This is a genomic window from Pseudomonas neuropathica (genome assembly GCF_051174785.1).
Classification (GTDB): Bacteria; Pseudomonadota; Gammaproteobacteria; order Pseudomonadales; family Pseudomonadaceae; genus Aquipseudomonas; species Aquipseudomonas neuropathica_A.
Genome location: NZ_CP195111.1, coordinates 3,220,344 through 3,238,861, shown reverse-complemented (window position 1 = coordinate 3,238,861; position 18,518 = coordinate 3,220,344). Strand labels below are relative to the sequence as shown.

Genomic DNA, 18,518 nt, shown 5'->3' with positions numbered 1-18,518 from the left:
TAAGCTCTCAGTCCGAATCCTGACAACCACAAAAGAAGGTTTCCATGACTCAAATGACTGTTTCTTTCAAAGCCCTGCTGATGGCTGCCGCCCTGACATTGCCGGGACTGGCCATGGCGGCCGATCCGGCGATGGAGAAGGACGGCATGTACACCGATCACAAGGGCATGACCCTGTATACCTACGCCAAGGACTCCGCCGGCAAATCCGCGTGTAACGACAAATGCGCTGCGAATTGGCCACCGTTGAAGGCTGAGGCAGGCGATAAGTCGATGGGCGACTGGACCGTGATCAAGCGTGACGACGGCTCGATGCAGTGGGCTTACCAGGGCATGCCGCTGTACACCTTCGTCATGGACAAGAAAGCCGGTGACATGACCGGTGAGGGCAAAATGGACGGCGCCTGGAAAGTCGCCAAAGCCAAGTAAACGCAAAACCCCCTGTGGGAGCGAGCCTGCTCGCGAAAGCGGTGTGTCAGTTAACGCAATGGCTGACTGACACGACGCATTCGCGAGCAGGCTCGCTCCCACAGTTCGTGTGGATCAGCGCAATGCGTAATCCAGCACGATCCCGACGAAAATCGCCAACCCGGCCCAGTGGTTGTGCAAAAACGCCTTGAAGCAACGCATGCGGTCGCGATCCCGCGTGTACCAGAACTCCCACGCATAGCAGCCGGCGGCCACCAGCAAGCCGAGATGGAACCAGACGCCCAGCTCGAACTTCGACCCCGCCAGCAACAGGCAACCCAGCGACAACGCCTGCAGGCTCAGGATGATCACCCGATCCGCCTCGCCAAACAGAATCGCCGTCGACTTAACGCCGATCTTCAAGTCGTCATCGCGGTCAGTCATCGCGTAATAGGTGTCATAACCCACTGTCCACAACAGGTTGGCGATCCACAGCAACCACGCCGCCGCCGGCAACTCACCGGTCTCGGCGGTGAACGCCATCGGCATCCCCCACGAGAACGCCGCGCCCAGCACCACTTGCGGGTAATAGGTGTAGCGCTTCATGAACGGATAAGTGAAGGCCAGCGCCAGACCACCCAGCGACAGCCAGATGGTCGGTGCATTGGTGCACAGCACCAGCAGGAAACTCACGCCCATCAACAGCGCGAAGAACACCAGCGCCTCTTTCGAGCTGATTCTGCCGGCAGCCAATGGCCGTTGCGCGGTGCGTTTGACGTGACCGTCGACCTTGCGATCGGCCCAGTCGTTGATCACGCAGCCGCCGGCGCGGGTCAGGATCACGCCGAGGACAAAAATCACCACGTTGGCCAGCGACGGCGAACCTTTGCCGGCAATCCACAGCGCCCATAGCGTCGGCCACAGCAGCAGGTAAATGCCGATCGGCTTGTCCATCCGCGTCAACTGAATGAAATCCCAGGCGCGCGGGTTCAAGCGGTTCAGGGACTTGAGCAGGCTCTGATACATCAGCAGTTCTCCGGATGGGCGCGGGCGGCGCTCCACAGGCTCGGCAGGAAGATTTCCGCGACCAGTACGCTCAACGCGCCACGGTCGAAACGCGAACGGCGACCCCACAGCTCAGGCGCTTTCGCGGCTGGTGGCAGCCATTGTTCAGGGTAGTGGCAAACTTCGAGGGCGCGGCGCTGAAACGCCTGATCGCAAAACAGCAATTCGCCCAGCGAGCGGCTGCCGAGTTCATCCATGTGCAGGCCATCACCCTGCAAGGCGGCACGCGAAGCGACGCTGCGGGCGAACACCCAGGCCTCGCCGTGGCCGCGCAAATACACCTCGCGCACCCAGCCTTCGCTGCCTTCGGCCAGATCCAGCGCCGCACATTCGTCAGCGCGCAAGGTGTCCCAGCCTTCAAACAGCGGCGTGACGCTGAAGCCGTCATTGGACAGCCGGGTCAGTCGGCGGGTGAGCGAGCCTTCGTCGAACAACCAGTCGAGGGTCAACGAATCAGGGAGGGGCGTCAGTCGGCTTTGGGTCAGCCAGAGCGGGGTCGGGCAGGCATTTGAATGTTGCACAATGAGTCATTATTGGCCGCAAATGAGGCGGCGAGCTTACCATGGCGAGCGGCGAGATTGATTGATCCGGGTCGCCGTTGCGCCGAACAGGCTTGCATCTGCCCGGCACCATCAGTACAAAACGCCCTGAGCCGGATGGCAGCGCAACTTCATCGACCGTCCGCGCCGGCACCAAGCCTGAACCCTGAGGAAGTACCTGAATGAAAAAGTGGCAATGCATCGTCTGTGGCCTGATCTACAACGAAGCCGACGGTTGGCCGGATGACGGCATTGCGCCGGGCACCCTGTGGCAAGACGTGCCGGAAGACTGGCTGTGCCCGGACTGCGGCGTCGGCAAAATGGACTTCGAAATGATCGAAATCAACTAAGCACAATCAAGGAGTAAGGCATGAGCGCACCTGTCGTCATCATTGGCACTGGCCTTGCGGGCTACAACCTGGCCCGGGAGTTTCGCAAACTCGACAGCGAAACCCCGCTGCTGCTGATCACCGCCGATGACGGGCGCTCTTACTCCAAGCCGATGCTCTCCACCGGTTTCGGCAAGAACAAAGACGCCGATGGCCTGAGCATGGCCGAACCGGGCGCCATGGCCGAGCAGTTGGAGGCCGAAGTACGCACTCATACGCGCATCAGCGGCATCGACGCCGGCCACAAGCGCCTGTGGATCGGTGAAGAGGCGGTGTACTACCGCGACCTGATCCTCGCCTGGGGCGCAGAAACAGTGCGCGTGCCCATTGAGGGCGATGGCGCGGATCTGGTGTTCCCGATCAACGATCTTGAAGACTACGCACGTTTCCGTGCGGCAGCGGCCGGTAAGCGCCGCGTCTTGCTGCTGGGCGCCGGTCTGATTGGCTGTGAATTCGCCAATGACCTGATCCTCGGCGGCTACGAAGTGCAACTGGTTGCACCCTGTGAACAAGTCATGCCGATGTTGCTGCATCCGGCCGCAGCGGCAGCAGTGCAGGCCGGACTGGAAAGCCTCGGTGCGAAATTTCATCTCGGCCCGGTACTGACCCGATTGCAGAAAGTCGCCGACGGCCTCGAAGCGCATCTGTCCGACGGCCAGGTCATCCCATGCGATGTGGTGGTCTCGGCCATTGGCCTGCGTCCGCGCATCGATCTGGCGGCGGCTGCTGGCGTACAGGTCAATCGCGGTGTCGTGGTCGACCGGCACCTGAAAACCTCCCACGCCAATATTTACGCCTTGGGCGACTGCGCTGAAGTCGACGGGCTGAATCTGCTGTACGTGATGCCCCTGATGAGTTGCGCGCGAGCACTGGCACAAACCCTCGCGGGAAACCCGACCGCCGTGAGCTACGGCCCGATGCCAATAACCGTGAAAACCCCGGTGTGTCCGCTGGTCGTATCGCCGCCACCACGGGGCAGCGAAGGCGTCTGGACTGTCGAAGGGCAGGGCGCCGACATCAAAGCCCTGTGTCACAGCGCCAACGGCCAATTGCTCGGTTACGCGCTGACCGGTGCAGCCGTGATGGAAAAACTCGCCCTGAACAAACAGCTTCCGGCACTGCTGGCGTAAATACCGGTCGTTCTGTCGGAATCACCCCGCTTTTGCCCCTACAAAGGTCGCGGGAAGACTGGCGCCGCCGGTATCCGCGTGCCATTCTCACTCCCGTCTGCCGCAGAGTAGAGCCTGCGGCGCCTTGGGCGCTGTTCCAACGAGAACAGCACGGACATAACAACAAAAAACCGTCAAAGGGGCTTCACTAATGCGTAAACCAGAACTCGCCGCTGCAATCGCTGAAAAAGCAGATCTGACCAAAGAGCAGGCCAACCGCGTACTCAACGCCGTTCTCGAAGAAATCACCGGCGCTCTGCACCGCAAGGACAGCGTGACGCTGGTCGGCTTCGGCACCTTCCTGCAACGCCACCGCGGCGCCCGCACCGGCAAAAACCCGCAGACCGGCGAGCCGGTCAAAATCAAGGCCAGCAACACCGTTGCGTTCAAGCCAGGCAAATCGTTGAAAGACAGCGTTAATCCTTAATTGCGGCGAACTCCTCGAATAGCGGGGGAGAACCGCAGAAAAAATGGGCACACCGATTGCGGTCGGGTGCCCATTTTTTATGCCAGCCGATTTATTCTGACGTGCAGCCTTAATAAAGCCCGAGTAACTGTTGCATTTGTTGGCTATCGATCAGCCTCACAGTTAAATCAATCCTCTATATATAAAAGCCATCATATTGATGGCACTTTCTGAGTTGTTGGTTGTCTCGCGGTGATTTGTTGAAACAACACCGAAGTCTTTCGGAATCATCCTACATCCGAATTTTTCAAAACCCGTCATGCTCCGCGCCATTCTTGCCAGCCCCGGTTTCCAGTGACCGACGGCAGCTGGAACGATCGCTCTAAATCAAGCTTTCCCGGTGTTTTGTAAGGGTATGCGAATATAAACAGGGCATCGGGGATTCCCTGACTGAATATAGGGAAACCTCCTACAACAAACAAAGAACACTTCGTCTTGTTGTTTAATCAGATGCTTGCTAGTGGCCATCATAGTGATTACGATGCGCCCACTTGAAAGAGCACATCTCAATTGGATGAGTCGCATCACCGCTCTTCGATACTGTCCCGCGCCGCGGTTACTCCAATAGGCGCCTGACTGTAATCCTTAATAAAGGCCATGGATGTCCTACTCAAGCAAACTTTCCGCCCATTACCTCGAACTCGCCAAAGTCTCTGTTTCCAAAGAGAATTTCGCGGGCGAAGACGTTCGTTTTTCGAGCGAATTCGAGGCGCTGGAAAGTGAGCTGGCCAAAGCCTCGTCGATGCATGAAAGCGGTCAGATCGACTGGCTGAAAATCCGCGAAAACAGCGAAAATCTGCTGCGTACCCAATCCAAGGATCTGCGTGTCGGCGCCTGGCTGACCTGGTCGCTGTACCAGCGCGAATCCTTCCCTGGGCTGCTGGCTGGCCTCGGTCTGCTGCACCATCTGTCGGAAAACAACTGGGCCGACGTTCACCCGCTCAAACCCCGTACCCGTGCCGCCGCCATCGGCTGGCTGGTTCCGCGTCTCGAGCAGGTCATCACCGAAAACATTGCGATCAAAGAGCAGTTGCCGATGTTCCGGCAGCTCTCCGAGCACCTGTCCGGCCTCGAAGCGGCTTGTGCTGAGCATCTGGGCGATGATTCGCCGCTGTTGCTGCCGATCTCCCGTCGCCTGAAAACCATGATCCAGCGCGCGGCCGACAATCAGCCGGCCCCCGGTGTGGTCGGTGCGGCGGTGGCGCAGGTCAAGCAGGCCGCGAGCCAGTTGCTCACCCCCGGCGCACCGATCGACAACGAACGAGATGCACACAAAGCCCTGCGCGCCCAACAGGAAAGCGCCCGGCCATTGTGTGCCTGGTGGCTCAAGCAGAAAGCCACCGACCTGCGCGCGCTACGCCTGAACCGCACATTGCTGTGGATGACCATCGACGCAGTGCCCGAGCGCAACGCCGAGCAGATCACCGTGTTGCGCGGTCTGCCGCTGGAAAAACTCAAGCTCTATCAGGACCGTTTCGATCAGGGCAAATACGCTGACCTGCTGGTGGAACTGGAGGCGAGCCTGGCGAAGGCGCCGTTCTGGTTCGATGGCCAGAGGATGGTCTGGGAATGTCTCCAGAACCTCAACGCCGAGTTGGCAATGCGCGAAGTGGAAATCCACTTCGCGCTTTTGGTTCAACGACTGCCCGGCATTGTCGAGTTGCGCTTCCATGACGGTGCGCCGTTTGCCGATCCGTCCACCCGGGCGTGGATCGCCGCCAACGTCATGCCGCACCTGCAAAGCGCCAGCGCGCCGCGCAAGGTCGAAAGCGAAAACGTCGAAACCCAGCCGGCCTGGGAAAAGGCCCTCGAAGAAGTCCTGCCGTTGCTGCGCAAGGAAGGCCTGAAGCCGGCCGTGCAAATCCTCAAGCAAGGTTTGCAATCCGCTCACGGTGGCCGCGAACGCTTCTTCTGGCAGTTCGCCCTCGCACGGCTGTGCTTCATGGCCAAGAAATACGAACTGGCCAAGAACCAGCTGGAAACCCTCGATCAGACATTACAGGACTCAGGCCTGCACGCCTGGGAGCCCGATCTTGCATTGGAAGTGCTGCATCTACTGCATAGCTGCTGCGAGTTGTTGCCGCAGAACCATGCCGTACGTGAACGCAAGGAAGAGATTTATCGCAGGCTGTGCCACCTCGACCTCGAAGTGGTACTCGAATAGGCCCCAGGGCCACAACCGCAAGGAGAAAAGCCATGGCCAAAGAAGGCTCGGTAGCCCCCAAGGAACGCATCAACGTCACCTTCAAACCCGCCACCGGCGGTGCTCAGGAAGAGATTGAACTGCCGCTGAAGCTGCTGGCAATCGGTGACTACACCCACCGCAAGGACGATCGCAAAATCGAAGATCGCAAGCCGATCAGCATCGACAAGATGACCTTCGACGAAGTGTTGTCCAAGCAAGAACTGGGTCTGACGCTGAGCGTGCCGAACCGTCTGCAGGAAGATGGCGAGGCCGACGAGCTGGCTGTGCAATTGCGCGTCAATTCGATGAAGGACTTCAACCCGGCCAGCCTGGTCGAGCAAGTGCCTGAGCTGAAAAAACTGATGGAACTGCGCGATGCGCTGGTGGCCCTCAAAGGCCCGCTGGGTAACGCACCTGCGTTCCGTAAAGCGATCGAAGGCGTGCTCGCCGACGACGAATCCCGCGGTCGCGTACTCGGTGAGCTGGGCCTGAACGCCGCAGCCCCGGACGCCTGAGACTCCAGCCAAGGAAGCCAACACAATGAGCACTAGCGCAGCACAAGAGAAGAGCGCCGCCAGCGGCGAATACAGCATTCTCGACAGCATCATCGCCGAAACCCGTCTGACTCCGGACGACGAAGCCTACGACATCGCCAAGCGCGGTGTGTCGGCGTTCATCGAAGAACTGCTCAAGCCGCAGAACAACGGTGAGCCGGTCAAGAAGGCCATGGTTGACCGCATGATCGCCGAGATCGATGCCAAGCTCAGCCGTCAGATGGACGAAATCCTGCACCACCCGGACTTCCAGGCTCTGGAATCGTCGTGGCGTGGTCTGCAGTTGCTGGTCGATCGCACCAACTTCCGCGAAAACATCAAAATCGAAATCCTCAACGTCTCGAAAGAAGACCTGCTGGACGATTTCGAAGACTCGCCGGAAGTCATGCAGTCGGGCCTGTACAAGCACATCTACACCGCTGAATACGGCCAGTTCGGTGGTCAGCCTGTGGGCGCGATCATCGCTAACTACTACATGTCGCCAAGCTCGCCAGACGTGAAGCTGATGCAGTACGTGGCCAGCGTTTCGTGCATGTCGCACGCGCCGTTCATCGCTGCGGCCGGCCCGAAATTCTTCGGTCTGGAAAGCTTCACCGGCCTGCCGGATCTGAAAGATCTGAAAGACCACTTCGAAGGCCCGCAATTCGCCAAATGGCAGAGCTTCCGTACCTCGGAAGACTCCCGCTACGTTGGCCTGACCGTGCCGCGTTTCCTGCTGCGTAACCCGTACGATCCGGAAGAAAACCCGGTCAAATCGTTCGTGTACAAGGAAACCGTTGCCAACAGCCACGAGCACTACCTGTGGGGCAACACTGCTTACGCGTTCGGCACCAAGCTGACCGACAGCTTCGCCAAATTCCGCTGGTGCCCGAACATCATCGGCCCACAGAGCGGTGGCGCGGTTGAAGATCTGCCTCTGCACCACTTCGAAAGCATGGGCGAAATCGAAACCAAGATTCCTACTGAAGTTCTGGTTTCCGACCGTCGTGAATACGAACTGGCCGAGGAAGGCTTCATCTCCCTGACCATGCGTAAAGGCTCCGACAACGCGGCGTTCTTCTCCGCCAGCTCGGTGCAGAAGCCGAAGTTCTTCGGCATCAGCGCAGAAGGCAAGGCCGCAGAGCTGAACTACAAGCTCGGCACCCAACTGCCGTACATGATGATCGTCAACCGCTTGGCTCACTACCTGAAAGTGCTGCAGCGCGAGCAACTCGGTTCGTGGAAAGAACGTACCGACCTCGAGCTGGAACTGAACAAGTGGATCCGTCAGTACGTCGCCGACCAGGAAAACCCGAGCGCCGAAGTCCGTGGCCGTCGTCCGCTGCGCGCTGCGCAAGTGATCGTCAGCGACGTTGAAGGCGAGCCGGGCTGGTACCGCGTGAGCTTGAACGTGCGTCCGCACTTCAAGTACATGGGTGCCGATTTCACCCTGTCGCTGGTTGGCAAGCTGGACAAAGAGTAAGAGCGACTCATGGACGGATACGGCAGCCTGTTCGAACGCCTCAACGGCGACGCGCAACTACGCAAGGGCAACAGCCTTGAGGCTTGTGCCATGGCGTCAGTGGCTGCCCATCTGGCCAAAATGCTCAGCACCCGGGCCGGCAGCGTGCAAACGCTGGCCGACTACGGGTTGCCCGATCTCAATGACATGCGTCTGAGCCTGCACGACTCCCTGAGTCAGGCCCGTCTGGCGATCGAAAACTTCATCGAAGCCTACGAGCCGCGCCTGAGCAACGTGCGTGTCATTTCCCTGCCGCGTGACCACGATCAACTGCGCCTGGCCTTCAGTATCGAAGGCTTGCTGGAAGTTGAAGGGTTCAAGCGCCAGGTCAGTTTTTCCGCGCGCCTGGATGGCAGCGGACAAGTGAAGGTCACCTAAGGAGATCCCCGATGTCTGGCAAACCCGCAGCACGCGTATCCGACCCCACCGCTTGCCCGCTCCCCGGCCACGGCACCAACCCGATCGCCGCCGGTTCCGGCGACGTGTTCTTCGATGGCCTCGCGGCCGCCCGTGAAGGCGATGCCTCTGCGTGTGGTGGTGCGATGGTTGGTGGTTTGGCCACGACGGTGAAAATCAACGGCAAGTCTGCTGTCACTGTTGATTCCGTGGGCTCCCACGGCAACAAGGTTACGGCTGGGTCTTCGACGGTGATTATCGGGAATTCGCATTCGCCCGCGCCGTTTGTGCCGCCGTTGCCGGTGGAGATTCAGTGGCCGTTCACCCAGCACTATGTTGTGCAAGACACTAAGACGGGGGCGCCCGTAGTGGGGCGCGCCTATACCCTTAGAACTCAATCAGGAAAAGAAATAAACGGCGTTACTGATGCATCGGGGAAAACCGCAGTGATCGGCTCGGCCATTGCCGAAAGTGTCGAGCTGTTGTTCGATGATGAAATCTCCGTGTCAATTTCCTGAGGTATTTATGACAAATCCTTCAGCAGAACTGTTGACTCAAGCGAAAGACAAAGAAGGCAAAAAGGCATCGGCCAAAACTTTCCCGATATCATCTATTCCTGATGTCATGAATAGAATGGGATGGAAAGTTGCGGCACGTGTGATGCGCCAGTGGTTTGACGGCGAGGCTTTCGAGCTGTCTCAGCAACACAAGCAAGGTAAACTACCTGCCAGCACACTCGATAAAAAAAATCTCATCACGGATATTCCGTTTGACTGGTTGTTCACGGCATCGGATCGCGTAAAACCAAAAGTTGATCAGTTTTTAAGTGAATTGGCGGCATCGACTGAGTTTAATAGCAGCATTGGGAAGTCCAAGGGCTTGCTTGACCAACTATCGAATGGCTTGGTCGTCATGATGACGCGGCTTAGACGCCTTGGGCTACTGGACGTTAAAGCTGGGAAACTAAAAGATGCATTTTGCGACTTCGGTGATAAGACAGCGATAGAACTAGAGGAATTCTCCCAATTCAATTTGATTCGTGTCGGTTCCACGACTCAAGAAAAAGCACTCGATGCATTGGATGACGTCTACGGTGCGTTTGGGAATTTTTTGGTAAAGGTGGCCGCCACCAGGTTCAGAACTATTGTCGATGACAATGGGTTTCAAGCGATCGAAATCATGGAGCTAGGTTTTTATGGAAGAGATACCTACGACTTTCTGAATGATGACGGTGATCAGCTGTTAGGTTATTGGGCTGATGAGGGTGTCCTGCGTCCAAACGTTTACGACTACTTTGTAGGAAAGCCTGCGGTGATCAAAAACGAAGGTGTCGATTATTGCCGGATCACCAACGACCACTTCAATGAGTTTCGCAAGAAGTATAAAAAAGGCGGGGACATGATCAGTTTTACAACGGTTAAGTTGTATGAGACGTCGTTTATTGTGCATTTGGGGCCTCTTGATTTTGAAGAATACAAATTTCGCTCGGGGTCAATGTGATCGTGAGTAAGAAATCATTGTCGTTATGGGTGCTGCTTGCATTGTTTGGGGGAGTGATAGCTGCTTGGCTCTATCTGAAAACTGAAGCTGCCGCTCTGGCGAAACTTTATTCCACGACATGGAATGAGCCAGAAACTTGTTATATCAACTCATATATTCCCCAATATTCGAAGTTGGGTACCCCGGGTGCAATCGCAAAGATCTTCACAAGCGAAGCCTTCTTCAGGGTTTACAGTAAGGATGGAAAACTTTTGAGGTCGTCGGAATGGCTACTTTGGAAGAATGAATTTACGACGGACGAGCAATCTCGATGGGTGGGTGGTCGCGCAATTTACCCGACTGTATCAGGTTATGACGGCTGGATTATTCCAGAGTGCCGATAGCGAGATCTCAGTTATGCAGGGGCACTTGGGTCGGGGATATGAAACCAGCATGAACACCTACGTCCGCGTTGCCATGTGCCTGGTTTTCCACGTCGCAGGATGTGTTGCATACACGTTCCTGAACGACGCTGTGGTCGATGCCTATAAAGCCTTCAATGGCGGCTTTACCACGCGTGGCGTGGGCATCGGTATCGCGCATTACACGTTCATTTATATTTTTTTCGGGGTGAATGTATTGGCCGCCGTTCTCCCCAGCCTGTGGGCCAAGCTCGGTTGGCTCGCGCTGATGGTTACCTGGATTTTGTTCATGATGGTGCCCCACAACCCGTTGCGTGCGCTGTTCTACACCGTGGCCCAAGGTGGCGTCACGTTGCTGGCGATTTTGCTCACGCAGGTCATTGAACTGCGTTGGCAAAACCGCTTGCTGACGCGGCGCACGTTGCCTGCCGGTCCTGTGCAGGAGGGGGGGGCATGACCCGATCCGGTCGCCTCGCACACCTTCAGCAAACGCAGATTCTGCGTGCCGATAAAGCCATGGCCGGGGTTGCGCATGAATAGCCGTCGAGTCATCGGTCTGGCCGTGCATGCGTTGGCCTGCGTGATTTATATCCTCATGAACGGCTATGCCGTGGCTGCCTACAAACAGCTGGTCGGCGGGCTGACTTCGCGTGGCGTCGCCATCGGCATGGCGATGTACCTGATTTTCTACTTTTTCGTTGCTGTGAATTTGATTCTGGTCTTCATCCGGCGCCAGGCCCTCCAGTTTGGCCTGGTGATTTTCATGATGCTGGCGATTTTGTTTTACATGCTGCCGCAGTATCCCGCCCGCGGCCTGGCGTATTGCGCACTCACGGGTGGCCTGACGATTGCCGCCATTTTGCTGACCGGTGCCATCGACAAGGCCTACGCGCGCTTGCGCGGGCAGGCGCAGGTGAAATCGCCAGCGATCCACAGCCGTCGGGCAACGCCGCTTCTGCTGCTGATCACGGCGTTGATCGGCATGTGCGTATGCACCGTTTTGCTGGCGCTGGGGATTTACGCGAATACCACAAAGGCCAATGATTCGGCCGTGTTGTATCGCGACACTCAAGGTCACGACGACGGCGGGGTACAGCAATGCGCCTGATGACCCGTTTGAACATGTTGCTCGCCTTCGCCAAGCGCCGACTTTTTCTCGGGCTGACGGCGCTGCTATTGGCGCTGGCGATGTTTGCCACTCCGTTGGTTTCCAACGCCGTGATGTTGCTGATGGAGCGGAGCAACTTCATCCCGGCGCAGTCGTCGATCTGGACCTTTGAACCTTACGAAATCAATCAAGGTTCCTCGTCTTACTGGCTCTACGGTGAGGATCGGGTAAATTACTACTCCTTCACCTACACCCCTGAAACCGCTTACCGCCTGATCGCCAAAAACAATCAGTGTGCGGGCTTCGACAAGCGCGACGTGCGCACATGGTGCACACCATGATCGCGTGGCTGCGGGTATGGAAATGGCTCAATCATCTGCTGAGCCTGATCGGTGCGTTGGCCGTCATCGCCGCCGTGATGTTCTGGGTCGGGTCGAGTCGTGATAATGCGAAGCCGGTGTTGCCCGCGTACCCCGATGCGGTATGGCGCGGTGCGGAGGACGGTGGCTACTTCATCGAGATCACCCGCTCGACACCGCCGGACTATTTCGTCCAGGTGCGTGCAGAGGGCGGCAATCTGGTCACCGAAGGCTGGACGCGCTTCGCTACCCCTGACGGCAAGCCGTTGACGATGAATCGTGTCGGCGGTGCGGACAGCGAATACCTCTTCATCGATTCGTACGTGCCGATTACCCCGAGCAAAGGAGGGCTCGTCCAATGAAGTTTCTTGCTTGCATGATGTCGCTGGCGGCCCTGGCCGGCCTGTTGTTGACGGGCTGCACGACGCAGCTGGTTTATATGAACGACATTTATCTGGTCAACAGCTGCGGCGTACCGCTGCAAGTGCAATCACAGAATTCGACCAACTGGCTGCCGCCGATCAAGCCGCAAATGGTTGCACCGGGCGAGCGCGTCAGCGTGGCCAGCTACCGGTCGTACGGTGAAGACGTCGATGGGCAAGTCAGCTGCCGCTATTCGCTCAGCATCAAAGGGCCTGAACGCACGCGTATGGTCACTGCCGATGAAATGCGCCAGGCCTTGCACTCCGTCAAACGTGAGAGCGATGGCTTGCAGCGCAGCTGGACCCTCAAGGACGGAGTGTTTTGCGCATGATTGCCGTGTCTGACGAGATGCGCATGTACCTGGCCTTCATCGCCGACAGCGATCTGTTCGGCGGCATCGCGATCTTGAGTTTTCTGCTGATTGTCACGGCGATCAGCAAGCGCCTGCGTCAGTCATGGCTGCATCGGGCGTTGATGTTCATGGTCCTGATTTCGCTGGTTGCCATCGAAATTAGCGGCGGTTACTACGCCTCGTTGCCTCCAGCATGACGGCGCCACAGAACGTGCTCAGTCGCGCTCTACAGGATATTTTTTTGATGAGTTCCACTACCAGGCAGGTAACCCGTGTCGTTTAACCACTACTACCAAAGCGAACTCACCGCACTGCGCCAACTCGGTCGCCGTTTCGCCGAGCGTAGTCCGGCGTTGGCGCCGTATCTGGGCCAGGCCGGGCGGGATCCGGACGTGGAGCGGTTGCTCGAAGGCTTTGCGTTTCTGACCGGGCGTCTGCGCCAGAAGCTCGATGACGAGCTACCGGAACTCAGCCATTCGCTGATGCAGCTGCTGTGGCCGAACTACATGCGGCCGTTGCCGGCGTTCAGCATTTTGCAGTTCGATCCGCTCAAGCGTTCCGGGCCGGCGTTGCGCGTCGAGCGCGATACGCCGATTGAAAGCAAGCCGATCGAAGACGTGCGTTGCCGCTTCCGTACTTGCTACCCGACAGACGTGCTGCCGCTGGATCTGGCCGCGCTGAACTACTCGGTGAAGGGCGACGGCTCGCTGCTCAGCCTGCGTCTGGAAATGAGCGCCGACGGCCACCTCGGTGAGCTGGAGCTGAGCAAACTGCGTCTGCACTTTGCCGGCGAGCGCTACATCAGCCAGATGCTCTACCTGAGCCTGCTGCGCAACCTCGAAGGGATCGAACTGATCCCGCTCGACGGTGCCGGCAAACCGATTGATGGCGTCAGCGGCAAGCCGATGGCGTTCAAGATTCCCGGTGATCGGGTCAAACCGGTGGGCTTTGCCGAAGAAGAGGCGTTGATCCCGTATCCGCTGAACACCTTCCGTGGCTATCGCTACCTGCAGGAATACTTCGCCTTTCAGGACAAGTTCCTGTTCGTCGACGTCAACGGTCTGGACATCATCAACGCGCTGCCGGAAGACACGCTCAAGCAGATGCGCGGGCTGGAGTTGCGCTTCGATATCCGCAAGAGCGGCATCATGCGTATGCGTCCGACCCTGGATAACGTGAAGCTGTTCTGCACGCCGATTGCCAACCTGTTCGCCCACGACGCGCTGCCGATTCGCCTCGACGGCAAGCAGGACGAATACCTGTTGCTGCCGGCGGAATACGACCTGGAAAACTGCGGTGTGTTTTCGGTGGAAACCGTGACCGGCTGGAAGCCCGGCGGCCTCGGTTATCAGGAGTACGTGCCGTTCGAATCCTTCGAGCACGACCCGAGTTTCGACGTGCCCAACAGCCGTCCGCACTACAGCATTCGCCAGCGTTCTTCGCTGTTGCACGATGGTCTCGACACCTACCTGAGCTTCGGCATCCGCCACACCGAAGCCCACGAGACCCTGTCGATCGAGCTGATCTGCACCAACCAGAACCTGCCGCGCAAGCTCAAGCTTGGCGACATCTGCATGGCCTGCGAAGAGACGCCGGAGTTCTTGAGTTTCCGCAACATCACCCCGGCCACGTCGAGCTTCGCGCCACCGCTGAACCGTGACTTCCTGTGGAAGCTGATCAGCAACATGTCGCTTAACTATCTGTCGCTGGCCGACGTCAATGCGTTGAAGGTGATTCTCGAAACCTACGACTTGCCGCGCTACTACGACCAGCACGCGGAGAAGGTCAGCAAACGCCTGCTCGGCGGCCTCAAGCACATCAAGCATCACCACGTTGACCGCTTGCACCGTGGGCTGCCGGTGCGCGGTTTGCGCACCGAACTGACCATCGACCCGGAAGGGTATATCGGCGAAGGCGACCTGTTCGTTTTCGCTTCGGTTCTTAACGAGTTTTTCGCGCTTTACGCCAGTCTCAATTCATTCCATGAGCTGCGCGTAAAAAGCACACAGGGAGAGGTGTACCAATGGACACCACGTATGGGCCTGCAGCCCCTGCTTTAAGCGGGCTGACCAAGGTAATACGCGAGTACTCGCTGTTTCAGGCCGTGCTGCTGGTGATCGACCGGCTGCGCGAAGCGCACCCGCACCTGAGCGAAGACGATCTGTACGACCACGTCGAATTCCAGGCCAACCCGAGCCTCGGTTTTCCGCGTAGCGACGTTGATCGCGTGGAGTTTTTCGAAGAGCACGGGCAGATGCGCGCGCGCATGCGTTTCAACCTGATCGGCCTGGTCGGCTCGGGCTCGCCGTTGCCGGCGTTCTATGGCGAACAAGCCCTGGGCGACAGCGAGGACGGCAACCCGACACGCAACTTCCTCGACCTGTTCCACCATCGCCTGCAACGGCTGATGCTGCCGATCTGGCGTAAATATCGCTATCGCGCAAGCTTCCAGAGTGGCGCGATTGACCCGTTCTCCTCGCAGCTGTTCGCGCTGATCGGTCTGGGCGGCGAAGAGATCCGCAAGGCCAAGGAACTCAACTGGAAACGCCTGCTGCCGTACCTCGGTCTGCTCAGCTTGCGGGCGCACTCGGCGGCGTTGATCGAAGCCGTGCTGCGTTATTACTTCAAGCACGAAGACCTGGTCATCGAGCAGTGCATCGAGCGCCGCGTCGAGATTCTCGAAGAGCAGCGCAATCGTTTGGGCCGCGCCAACAGCCTGCTCGGTGAAGACCTCGTGCTCGGCGAGCACGTGCGCGATCGCAGCGGCAAATTCCGCATTCACATCACCGAGCTCGACTGGCAGCGATTCCATGAATTCCTGCCGATCGGTTTCGGTTACCAGCCGCTCTGCGCGCTGGTGCGGTTCACCCTGCGTGACCCGCTCGATTACGACATCCGCCTGGTTTTGCGCCAGGAAGAAATCCGCGAACTGCGCATCGGTGAGCAGAACGCCTGTCGCCTCGGTTGGACCAGTTGGCTGGGCCGCGAGAAAGCGGACGGCGTGGTGACCCTGGGCAGCAAAATTCATTAAGGACGTGAGCCATGATCAACGTAGACCTGCAACAACTCATCCAGGCGCTGGACGCCGAAACCCGTCGTGATCTGGAACGTTCCGCCGAGCGTTGCGTGGCCCGTGGCGGCAGCAAGATCCTCGTCGAAGACTTGATGCTCGGCCTGCTCGAGCGTCCGAATGGCTTGTTGTCGCGCGCACTGCAGGATGCAGACGTCGACGCCGGTGAACTGAGCGCCGCGCTGCAATCGCGCGTCGAACACAGCGCTTCGCGTAATCCGGTGTTCGCCCCGGAACTGGTGCAGTGGCTGCAAGATGCGCTGCTGGTGGCCAACCTCGAACTGGGCCAGACCCAGGTTGAAGACGCCGCGCTGATCCTCGCGTTGCTGCGTAACCCTATGCGCTACGCCGGCAGTCGTTATCAGCCGCTGCTCGCCAAACTGAACATCGATCGCCTGAAGGAATTTGCCCTGTCGCAACAGGAGCAACCGGCGGGCAATGGCAAACCGGCGGCGCAGGGCGAATCGCTGCTGCAGCGCTTCACCCACAACCTGACCCAACAGGCCCGCGACGGCAAACTCGACCCGGTGCTGTGCCGTGACGGTGCGATCCGTCAAATGGTCGACATCCTCGCCCGTCGCCGCAAGAACAACCCGATCGTGGTCGGTGAGGCCGGTGTCGGCAAGACCGCCATCGTCGAAGGCCTGGCTTCGCGCATCGCCGCCGGTGAAGTGCCGCAAGTGCTCAAAGGCGTTGAGCTGCTGTCGCTGGACATGGGCCTGCTGCAGGCCGGCGCCAGCGTTAAAGGTGAATTCGAACGTCGCCTCAAAGGCGTGATCGACGAAGTCAAAGCCTCGCCAAAACCGATCATTCTGTTCATCGACGAAGCCCACACCCTGATCGGCGCGGGCGGCAACGCTGGCGGTTCCGACGCGGCCAACCTGCTGAAACCGGCACTCGCCCGTGGCGAACTGCGCACCATCGCCGCCACCACCTGGGCTGAGTACAAGAAATACTTCGAGAAAGACCCGGCGCTGGCCCGTCGTTTCCAACCGGTGCAACTGCACGAACCGACCGTCAGCGAAGCGGTGACCATCCTCCGTGGTCTGGCCCAGGTTTACGAGAAGAGCCACGGCATCTACCTGCGTGATGACGCGGTGGTCTCGGCTGCTGAGCTGTCTGCGCGTTATCTGGCCGGTCGGCAACTGCCGGACAAAGCCGTCGACGTTCTCGACACCGCTTGCGCCCGCGTACGCATCAGCCTCGCTGCTGCCCCGGAAAGCCTTGAGCGCCTGCGTGGCGAACTGGCTGAAGGTGGCCGTCAGCGTCAGGCCCTGCGCCGCGATGCCGAAGCCGGTCTGCTGATCGACCACGAAGCGCTGGAGGCACTGGAAGCGCGTCTGGACGAAGCCGAAACTGAAATGGTTGCTCTGGAAACCCTGTGGACTGAGCAGAAGCAACTGGCCGAGCGCCTGTTGGAATTGCGTCAGCAACTGGCCAAGGCCCGCGAAGCCGCAGCCGTCGAGCCTGTGGTGACTGTTGAGGAAGACGCCGAAGGCACCGTGATCGAAACCGTTGCCGCCGAAGTCGAAGAAGGCCAAAGCGTCGAAGCGCTGGAAGCCCAACTCAACGAAACCCACAGCGCCCTGACCGCCGCACAGGTCAAGGAGCGTCTGGTCAGCTTCGAAGTGTGCCCGCGTCTGGTTGCCGAAGTGATCAGCGCCTGGACCGGCGTACCATTGGCGCAACTGGCTCGAGAACACAACGCCAAAGTCGCCAGTTTCGCCACCGACCTGCGCACGCGCATCCGTGGTCAGGAACAAGCCGTGCACGCACTGGATCGCTCGATGCGTGCCACCGCTGCCGGCCTGAACAAACCTGACGCGCCGGTCGGCGTGTTCCTGCTGGTCGGCCCGAGCGGCGTCGGTAAAACCGAAACCGCACTGGCCCTGGCTGACTTGCTGTACGGCGGCGACCGCTTCATCACTACCATCAACATGTCCGAATTCCAGGAGAAGCACACCGTTTCCCGCCTGATCGGCGCGCCACCGGGTTACGTCGGTTACGGCGAGGGCGGCATGCTCACCGAAGCCGTGCGCCAAAAGCCGTATTCGGTGGTGCTGCTCGATGAAGTCGAAAAGGCTGACCCGGACGTGCTCAATCTGTTCTACCAAATCTTCGACAAAGGCGTGGCCAACGACGGCGAAGGTCGCGAGATCGACTTCCGTAACACGTTGATCCTGATGACCTCGAACCTCGGTAGCGACAAGATCAGCGACCTCTGCGAAAACGGCGCACGCCCGACCGCTGAAGTCCTCGAGGAAACCATTCGCCCGGTACTCAGCAAGCACTTCAAACCGGCGTTGCTGGCGCGGATGAAAGTGGTGCCGTACTACCCGGTCGGCGGCCCGGTATTGCGCGAGCTGATCGAGATCAAACTCGGTCGTCTCGGCGAGCGCCTCAACCGTCGTCAGCTGGATTTCAGCTGGTGCCAGAACCTCGTCGATCACCTGTCCGAGCGTTGCACGCAAAGCGACAGCGGCGCGCGCCTGATCGACCATCTGCTCGATCAGCACGTTCTGCCGCTGGTGGCGGATCGTCTCCTTGACGCCATGGCCACCGGCGAAAGCCTCAAGCGTGTGCATGCTACGCTCGACGGTGAAGCCAGCGTGACGTGCGAGTTCGCCTGAGGTG

General features: G+C 58.9%; 21 protein-coding genes. 19 read left to right on the top strand and 2 right to left on the bottom strand.

Going from position 1 to position 18,518, the window contains the following annotated elements; translation table 11 throughout:
* Positions 1-44 precede the first annotated feature (44 nt).
* Positions 45-428, top strand: a complete 384-nt coding sequence (locus tag ACRRSD_RS14840) for a COG4315 family predicted lipoprotein (RefSeq protein ID WP_435034110.1) — start codon at positions 45-47, stop codon at positions 426-428.
* A gap of 114 nt (positions 429-542) precedes the next feature.
* Here ACRRSD_RS14840 and ubiA read toward each other — a convergent pair whose 3' ends face one another.
* Entirely contained in the window at positions 543-1,433 is an 891-nt protein-coding gene (gene ubiA, locus ACRRSD_RS14835) for a 4-hydroxybenzoate octaprenyltransferase (RefSeq protein ID WP_158836332.1), read from the bottom strand.
* The gene (locus ACRRSD_RS14830; RefSeq protein WP_435034109.1) at positions 1,433-1,993 is read right to left on the bottom strand and encodes a chorismate--pyruvate lyase family protein; all 561 of its coding nucleotides are present in this window, start codon (positions 1,991-1,993) and stop codon (positions 1,433-1,435) included. Before ACRRSD_RS14830 ends, ubiA begins: the two co-directional genes overlap by 1 nt.
* Before the next feature lie 200 nt (positions 1,994-2,193).
* On the opposite strand from ACRRSD_RS14830, the gene ACRRSD_RS14825 reads away from it, so the two are divergent.
* The 18 genes from ACRRSD_RS14825 (at position 2,194) to tssH (ending at position 18,514) form a co-directional block, all read left to right on the top strand.
* Positions 2,194-2,361 carry a rubredoxin gene (locus ACRRSD_RS14825; protein WP_003437744.1) on the top strand — a complete coding sequence of 56 codons (168 nt, stop codon included), beginning with the start codon at positions 2,194-2,196 and terminating at the stop codon, positions 2,359-2,361.
* A gap of 20 nt (positions 2,362-2,381) precedes the next feature.
* The gene (locus ACRRSD_RS14820; RefSeq protein WP_435034108.1) at positions 2,382-3,530 is read left to right on the top strand and encodes an NAD(P)/FAD-dependent oxidoreductase; all 1,149 of its coding nucleotides are present in this window, start codon (positions 2,382-2,384) and stop codon (positions 3,528-3,530) included.
* A gap of 190 nt (positions 3,531-3,720) precedes the next feature.
* A complete protein-coding gene (locus tag ACRRSD_RS14815) occupies positions 3,721-3,996 on the top strand; it encodes an HU family DNA-binding protein (RefSeq protein ID WP_003213368.1) in 276 nt (91 codons plus the stop codon).
* Positions 3,997-4,636: 640 nt separating this feature from the next.
* The gene (gene tssA / locus ACRRSD_RS14810) at positions 4,637-6,199 is read left to right on the top strand and encodes a type VI secretion system protein TssA (RefSeq protein WP_250605639.1); all 1,563 of its coding nucleotides are present in this window, start codon (positions 4,637-4,639) and stop codon (positions 6,197-6,199) included.
* A gap of 32 nt (positions 6,200-6,231) precedes the next feature.
* A complete protein-coding gene (gene tssB, locus ACRRSD_RS14805; protein ID WP_435034107.1) occupies positions 6,232-6,735 on the top strand; it encodes a type VI secretion system contractile sheath small subunit in 504 nt (167 codons plus the stop codon).
* 25 nt (positions 6,736-6,760) lie between these two features.
* Positions 6,761-8,236: a type VI secretion system contractile sheath large subunit gene (gene tssC, locus ACRRSD_RS14800; protein ID WP_016772499.1), complete on the top strand. Its 1,476-nt coding sequence runs from the start codon at positions 6,761-6,763 to the stop codon at positions 8,234-8,236.
* A gap of 9 nt (positions 8,237-8,245) precedes the next feature.
* On the top strand, positions 8,246-8,653 hold the full coding sequence (tssE, locus tag ACRRSD_RS14795) for a type VI secretion system baseplate subunit TssE (RefSeq protein WP_007920274.1): 408 nt from the start codon (positions 8,246-8,248) through the stop codon (positions 8,651-8,653).
* A gap of 11 nt (positions 8,654-8,664) precedes the next feature.
* Positions 8,665-9,189: a PAAR domain-containing protein gene (locus tag ACRRSD_RS14790; protein WP_435034106.1), complete on the top strand. Its 525-nt coding sequence runs from the start codon at positions 8,665-8,667 to the stop codon at positions 9,187-9,189.
* A gap of 7 nt (positions 9,190-9,196) precedes the next feature.
* Entirely contained in the window at positions 9,197-10,171 is a 975-nt protein-coding gene (locus ACRRSD_RS14785) for a DUF6402 family protein (RefSeq protein ID WP_435034105.1), read from the top strand.
* Between the two features lie 432 nt (positions 10,172-10,603).
* Positions 10,604-11,029 carry a hypothetical protein gene (locus tag ACRRSD_RS14780; RefSeq protein WP_435034104.1) on the top strand — a complete coding sequence of 142 codons (426 nt, stop codon included), beginning with the start codon at positions 10,604-10,606 and terminating at the stop codon, positions 11,027-11,029.
* Between the two features lie 75 nt (positions 11,030-11,104).
* Complete coding sequence (locus ACRRSD_RS14775) at positions 11,105-11,680, top strand: hypothetical protein (RefSeq protein ID WP_435034103.1); 576 nt, start codon at positions 11,105-11,107, stop codon at positions 11,678-11,680.
* A complete protein-coding gene (locus tag ACRRSD_RS14770; protein ID WP_134176426.1) occupies positions 11,671-12,021 on the top strand; it encodes a hypothetical protein in 351 nt (116 codons plus the stop codon). Before ACRRSD_RS14775 ends, ACRRSD_RS14770 begins: the two co-directional genes overlap by 10 nt.
* The gene (locus ACRRSD_RS14765; protein ID WP_134176425.1) at positions 12,018-12,401 is read left to right on the top strand and encodes a hypothetical protein; all 384 of its coding nucleotides are present in this window, start codon (positions 12,018-12,020) and stop codon (positions 12,399-12,401) included. Before ACRRSD_RS14770 ends, ACRRSD_RS14765 begins: the two co-directional genes overlap by 4 nt.
* Complete coding sequence (locus ACRRSD_RS14760) at positions 12,398-12,793, top strand: hypothetical protein (protein WP_435034102.1); 396 nt, start codon at positions 12,398-12,400, stop codon at positions 12,791-12,793. Before ACRRSD_RS14765 ends, ACRRSD_RS14760 begins: the two co-directional genes overlap by 4 nt.
* Complete coding sequence (locus ACRRSD_RS14755) at positions 12,790-13,011, top strand: hypothetical protein (RefSeq protein WP_008078730.1); 222 nt, start codon at positions 12,790-12,792, stop codon at positions 13,009-13,011. Before ACRRSD_RS14760 ends, ACRRSD_RS14755 begins: the two co-directional genes overlap by 4 nt.
* Before the next feature lie 75 nt (positions 13,012-13,086).
* A complete protein-coding gene (gene tssF / locus ACRRSD_RS14750) occupies positions 13,087-14,874 on the top strand; it encodes a type VI secretion system baseplate subunit TssF (protein ID WP_007920286.1) in 1,788 nt (595 codons plus the stop codon).
* Positions 14,838-15,845 carry a type VI secretion system baseplate subunit TssG gene (gene tssG, locus ACRRSD_RS14745; protein ID WP_016985779.1) on the top strand — a complete coding sequence of 336 codons (1,008 nt, stop codon included), beginning with the start codon at positions 14,838-14,840 and terminating at the stop codon, positions 15,843-15,845. Before tssF ends, tssG begins: the two co-directional genes overlap by 37 nt.
* Before the next feature lie 11 nt (positions 15,846-15,856).
* Complete coding sequence (gene tssH / locus ACRRSD_RS14740; protein WP_435034101.1) at positions 15,857-18,514, top strand: type VI secretion system ATPase TssH; 2,658 nt, start codon at positions 15,857-15,859, stop codon at positions 18,512-18,514.
* Positions 18,515-18,518 lie beyond the last annotated feature (4 nt).

Bases quoted from the DNA above. Each gene is read 5' to 3' on its own strand.
- ACRRSD_RS14840 (WP_435034110.1), top strand. From the start codon at position 45: ATGACTCAAATGACTGTTTCTTTCAAAGCCCTGCTGATGGCTGCCGCC.
- ubiA (WP_158836332.1), bottom strand. From the start codon at position 1,433: ATGTATCAGAGCCTGCTCAAGTCCCTGAACCGCTTGAACCCGCGCGCC.
- ACRRSD_RS14825 (WP_003437744.1), top strand. From the start codon at position 2,194: ATGAAAAAGTGGCAATGCATCGTCTGTGGCCTGATCTACAACGAAGCC.
- ACRRSD_RS14820 (WP_435034108.1), top strand. From the start codon at position 2,382: ATGAGCGCACCTGTCGTCATCATTGGCACTGGCCTTGCGGGCTACAAC.
- ACRRSD_RS14815 (WP_003213368.1), top strand. From the start codon at position 3,721: ATGCGTAAACCAGAACTCGCCGCTGCAATCGCTGAAAAAGCAGATCTG.
- tssA (WP_250605639.1), top strand. From the start codon at position 4,637: ATGTCCTACTCAAGCAAACTTTCCGCCCATTACCTCGAACTCGCCAAA.
- tssB (WP_435034107.1), top strand. From the start codon at position 6,232: ATGGCCAAAGAAGGCTCGGTAGCCCCCAAGGAACGCATCAACGTCACC.
- tssC (WP_016772499.1), top strand. From the start codon at position 6,761: ATGAGCACTAGCGCAGCACAAGAGAAGAGCGCCGCCAGCGGCGAATAC.
- tssE (WP_007920274.1), top strand. From the start codon at position 8,246: ATGGACGGATACGGCAGCCTGTTCGAACGCCTCAACGGCGACGCGCAA.
- ACRRSD_RS14790 (WP_435034106.1), top strand. From the start codon at position 8,665: ATGTCTGGCAAACCCGCAGCACGCGTATCCGACCCCACCGCTTGCCCG.
- ACRRSD_RS14785 (WP_435034105.1), top strand. From the start codon at position 9,197: ATGACAAATCCTTCAGCAGAACTGTTGACTCAAGCGAAAGACAAAGAA.
- ACRRSD_RS14780 (WP_435034104.1), top strand. From the start codon at position 10,604: ATGAACACCTACGTCCGCGTTGCCATGTGCCTGGTTTTCCACGTCGCA.
- ACRRSD_RS14775 (WP_435034103.1), top strand. From the start codon at position 11,105: ATGAATAGCCGTCGAGTCATCGGTCTGGCCGTGCATGCGTTGGCCTGC.
- ACRRSD_RS14770 (WP_134176426.1), top strand. From the start codon at position 11,671: ATGCGCCTGATGACCCGTTTGAACATGTTGCTCGCCTTCGCCAAGCGC.
- ACRRSD_RS14765 (WP_134176425.1), top strand. From the start codon at position 12,018: ATGATCGCGTGGCTGCGGGTATGGAAATGGCTCAATCATCTGCTGAGC.
- ACRRSD_RS14760 (WP_435034102.1), top strand. From the start codon at position 12,398: ATGAAGTTTCTTGCTTGCATGATGTCGCTGGCGGCCCTGGCCGGCCTG.
- ACRRSD_RS14755 (WP_008078730.1), top strand. From the start codon at position 12,790: ATGATTGCCGTGTCTGACGAGATGCGCATGTACCTGGCCTTCATCGCC.
- tssG (WP_016985779.1), top strand. From the start codon at position 14,838: ATGGACACCACGTATGGGCCTGCAGCCCCTGCTTTAAGCGGGCTGACC.
- tssH (WP_435034101.1), top strand. From the start codon at position 15,857: ATGATCAACGTAGACCTGCAACAACTCATCCAGGCGCTGGACGCCGAA.